Genomic DNA, 3767 nt, shown 5'->3' with positions numbered 1-3767 from the left:
GACGTACGATGAATCTCGCAGGAGTTTTTCAATTTTCTCTATTTCTTCGTTTGTAAGTTTCATAACTACTATTATAAGATGTTTTTTGATTTTAGTCTAGTATTATATACATGGGAAAAGCAACAGCGCGAACAGGGGCATTTGGAACGTAAGAAACGTGTCTCTAAATCAAGAAAAATCCCATTGGATCAGCTCAAAGAATTTGTTGAATTGCATCCAGATGCTTTTTTGAGGGAAATAGCAGATCATTTTTCTTGCAGTATTCCTTCTGTTTGGGCTGCTTTAAAGCAAGTAAATATCACTTTTTAAAAAAAACAACTAGCTATAAAGAACAAAATCCAGTAAAAGCTCGCCAATACATTGATACTTATTTGTATCGTAAAAAAGGGCGTGCATCAAGAGGAGAGAAGGTCTATGACAACATTAGTGGTCGCCGATTTGAACGGACATCTCTTGTCTCAGGTCAAGTGAATAATCCATTCATAGCACCGATGATATACAAAAATAGTATGACAAGTGCTTTCTTTGTCGAATGGTTTAAAACACAGCTCTTACCATCCTTGAGTGAACCTCATGTTATCGTGATGGATAATGCTAGCTTCCACCCCAAGAAAATACTGGATGAGCTCTCTATCAATGATGGACATTTCTTTTTACCCTTACCACCTTATTCTCCTGAATTAAATCCTATTGAGAAAAGTTGGGCTGTTCTAAAAAGAGGCGTGACCGAATTACTTCGAAACATGGACTCTGTTTATGATGCAATGGCATACTGTTTAAAAGCTAAATGACTATAGCACTTCAAAAAATAAAAAGCAGTATCCGAAAGACACCACTAGACGATGAAACGCTTAGATTGCTAAAAATCTACAAGAAAGAACATAGGATCCATAACAAAGAAAATCGGATTTTCTATAGCATGTCAAATAATGCAGTTAATAAGACACTAAGACGGATAGTTGACAGGAACATCTATACTCATCCGCTTAGACATACTTGCGCTTTCCTTTCTAATTTCCCAACGTATCGAATTGCTTTCTATTTCGAAAATTCTTGGTCATGAGAATATGAACATCACTATCGAAGTCTATGCTCACCAATTGAAATAATTAGAATAGGAAAGCAACTCAGAAGTAAGAGAGAGAGCCCAAATTTAGGGGCAGATTTGAGGCAAAATACCTAAAACACCCTGTAAAATCAATTATTTCTATGTCCCCTGCCGGAATCGAACCAGCAACTACTCCTTAGGAGGGAGTTGTTATATCCATTGAACTAAGGGGACTCTACAAAAAGAGGGGAGGCAAAACCTCTCCTCCATAATCAAATTAACGACGGATTTCTTTGATACGAGCTGCTTTACCTTGAAGCGCACGCAAGTAGTACAATTTCGCACGACGTACTTTACCGTAACGGACAACTTCGATTTTTTCAACACGTGGAGTGTGAAGTGGGAAGATACGTTCTACACCAACACCATTTGAGATTTTACGAACAGTGTAAGTTTCAGTAATTCCTTGACCTTTACGAGCGATAACAACACCTTCGAAAAGCTGAACACGTTCACGGTTTCCTTCGACAACTTTCGCGTGAACACGAACAGTATCACCAGGACGGAATGCAGGAATATCAGTACGAAGTTGACCTTCTGTCAAACTTTGAATTAATGGATTCATTTTTTTCTCCTATCTTTGTCAATCTTGAGGAGCCTGTCCTCAGCGGATAAACTGTATTTTCGTGCGTCCATCACACACATCCATTATTTTATCAAAAAAGAATGCACCTGTAAAGAAGAAACCTTCATTTATTTTGCTTCAAGATCACTTTTTGTGCCCCATAAATAGAAATCTCTTTCTTAAAGAATCTCGCCACAAAACAAACTAGGAAAAAGTATGGAAAATAAGTCCAACCAAAAATTTCGCAGCCAATCAGGCTTGGCCCCCATAGGGTCGAGGTTGCACTTGAAAAGACCGCAACATAGCCAAGAGCAGCAACAAAAGAAAGGGGCAACCCCAAAAGAAGGGCCAAAACAACTCCCAAGCTTGCTCCAATAGCAAATAAGGGTGTCACTTCTCCTCCTTGGTAACCGATAGCAATCGTAAAAGTAGTCAGTAGAAGCTTCAAGAACCAGTCATAAAAGTAGATAGTACCTCCTGCAAAACTTGTTTCAATGAGGTTGGTCCCAAGCCCTGTATAACGTCCACTATGTAGCAAGAACAAAGCAAGACTTAAAATAATTCCAAATAGAAAAATCCGTTGATAAGGATTAGGAAGATAGGCAAGAGATTTCTTTTTGAAATAAGTTAGAAGAAGGGCAAAGCCCTTCCCGGTCAACCAAAAGATAAAACCAAGGAGTAACAATTGCAAAACTAACAGAGGCGTGAAGGAAATCGAATCCGTCAAAGGCCAGCTAAATTTCTCCAATCCCAGTCGGTGAGAGGTCCAGCTGGCAAGGAAAGAAGCAACTAGGGTCGGATAGAGGGCTTCTAAAGCTAATTCCCCTACAACCAATACTTCTAAGGCAAAGAAAGTTGCTGCAAAAGGCGTTTGAAAGAGGCCTGCAAAGCCAGCTCCCATCCCCATCAGCAGAAAGATTTTCGAAGCATTTTTGGTAGGAAAGTATCGGCTAAACCAATGGGAAATGGTCGCACCTAACTGGACGGCTACTCCTTCACGGCCAGCCGATCCTCCAAATAGATGGGTCAACCAAGTAGAAAAAATTACCAAAGGAATCAAGCGTTTAGGAATTCTACTTTCTGTTCCATGCCCTACTTCAAATACCAACGTCATACCTTTTTGACTAATCCCTCCATAGCACTGGTAAAGATAGACTAGAAAGAGGCCTGCAATGGGTAAGAATGGGAGCAAAAACCAGAGATATATTCCCCTCAGGTCGGAGAGCCAGAGCAGGCCCTGACCAAATAAGGTATCGGCTCCTCCAACCAAGATACCAATTACAAGTGCTAGTAGCGTTAACCAAGCTATTTCTTTTATTTTTTTCATCACTATTCCTTTCTACTTTATCATAGGCACTAAAAAGCACCTGCTAGAAATAAAGGCTCAAAAAAACGGTAAGCTCTTATTTCTAACAGGCGCCATCAGCTATTTCTAGCGTTTATAGGGAGCACCATCCCTTTATGGATAGTATACAGCCTTCTTTAAAAACAGTCACCTATTTACCGATTCCGATCACTCAAATGTTTATCTTGATAGGCACGCGATTGTTTTAAAATATCTGAAAAGGTCGCTACAATGGTTTCTTCATAGTTTTTATTGGTGACTCTTTGCGCTACTTTTTGGAAAATGGCTTCCTCTCGTTTGGAATCGAGAACCGCTTTTCCACTAGAACGCTTGTAAGCCACAACTTGTCCAACCTTATTCATCCGCTCTTCCAGTAGTTGAACAATCTGATCATCAATCTGATCAATTTCTTGACGTATACTTTCTAAATCCATCTCAGCCTCCTCTTACTTTCTGATTCTTATTATTGTACCAAAAGGAGGCAACTTTTTCCAGTTTCTTTTAAAAATTCGGGACTTTGACAGTTGTGAAGTAAAAAAATCGTCATAAAGGTTGATATAAGGGCATTTTTTTGTCAAATTTCACCGCTTTTTATTTGCGTACTTCGCCGTACTTTGTTATAATAGAGTGAGGTATGAAAAGATGAGAGTTAAACAATCAAAGTCAAAAAACACTATCAACTACGCTATTATTAAAGATATCAAGGTTGGAAATAAACGGACTTCTACTATCGTAGAAAACCTGGGAAA

At 39.1% G+C, this 3767-nt stretch carries 5 protein-coding genes, 1 tRNA gene and 1 riboswitch; of the genes, 2 read left to right on the top strand and 4 right to left on the bottom strand.

Annotation, left to right across the window (positions count from 1 at the left end):
- Positions 1–78 precede the first annotated feature (78 nt).
- Entirely contained in the window at positions 79–309 is a 231-nt protein-coding gene (locus STRDD10_RS11820) for an IS630 transposase-related protein (RefSeq protein WP_082782002.1), read from the top strand.
- A gap of 62 nt (positions 310–371) precedes the next feature.
- Positions 372–791 (top strand): transposase, encoded by a 420-nt coding sequence (locus tag STRDD10_RS11720; RefSeq protein WP_197458284.1) that lies wholly within the window; start codon positions 372–374, stop codon positions 789–791.
- A 419-nt stretch (positions 792–1210) separates the two neighbouring features.
- Here the strand turns inward: STRDD10_RS11720 and STRDD10_RS00870 are convergent.
- From STRDD10_RS00870 to STRDD10_RS00855, 4 genes are all read right to left on the bottom strand, one after another.
- A tRNA-Arg gene (locus tag STRDD10_RS00870) sits at positions 1211–1282 on the bottom strand.
- 43 nt (positions 1283–1325) lie between these two features.
- Positions 1326–1673 (bottom strand): 50S ribosomal protein L19, encoded by a 348-nt coding sequence (gene rplS / locus STRDD10_RS00865; RefSeq protein ID WP_067192298.1) that lies wholly within the window; start codon positions 1671–1673, stop codon positions 1326–1328.
- A gap of 124 nt (positions 1674–1797) precedes the next feature.
- Positions 1798–3000 carry a chloride channel protein gene (locus tag STRDD10_RS00860; protein WP_067192295.1) on the bottom strand — a complete coding sequence of 401 codons (1203 nt, stop codon included), beginning with the start codon at positions 2998–3000 and terminating at the stop codon, positions 1798–1800.
- A 79-nt stretch (positions 3001–3079) separates the two neighbouring features.
- Positions 3080–3141, bottom strand: a riboswitch (Fluoride riboswitch).
- Between the two features lie 32 nt (positions 3142–3173).
- On the bottom strand, positions 3174–3452 hold the full coding sequence (locus STRDD10_RS00855; RefSeq protein WP_067192293.1) for a chorismate mutase: 279 nt from the start codon (positions 3450–3452) through the stop codon (positions 3174–3176).
- Between the last annotated feature and the right edge of the window lie 315 nt (positions 3453–3767).

Origin of the sequence: Streptococcus sp. DD10 (assembly GCF_001578805.1) — a bacterium.
Taxonomy (GTDB): domain Bacteria; phylum Bacillota; class Bacilli; order Lactobacillales; family Streptococcaceae; genus Streptococcus.
Note: the sequence above shows the minus strand (reverse complement) of the source record. Positions and strands in the feature narration are given on the sequence as shown.

Bases quoted from the DNA above. Each gene is read 5' to 3' on its own strand.
- STRDD10_RS11820 (WP_082782002.1), top strand. From the start codon at position 79: ATGTTTTTTGATTTTAGTCTAGTATTATATACATGGGAAAAGCAACAG.
- rplS (WP_067192298.1), bottom strand. From the start codon at position 1,673: ATGAATCCATTAATTCAAAGTTTGACAGAAGGTCAACTTCGTACTGAT.
- STRDD10_RS00860 (WP_067192295.1), bottom strand. From the start codon at position 3,000: ATGAAAAAAATAAAAGAAATAGCTTGGTTAACGCTACTAGCACTTGTA.
- STRDD10_RS00855 (WP_067192293.1), bottom strand. From the start codon at position 3,452: ATGGATTTAGAAAGTATACGTCAAGAAATTGATCAGATTGATGATCAG.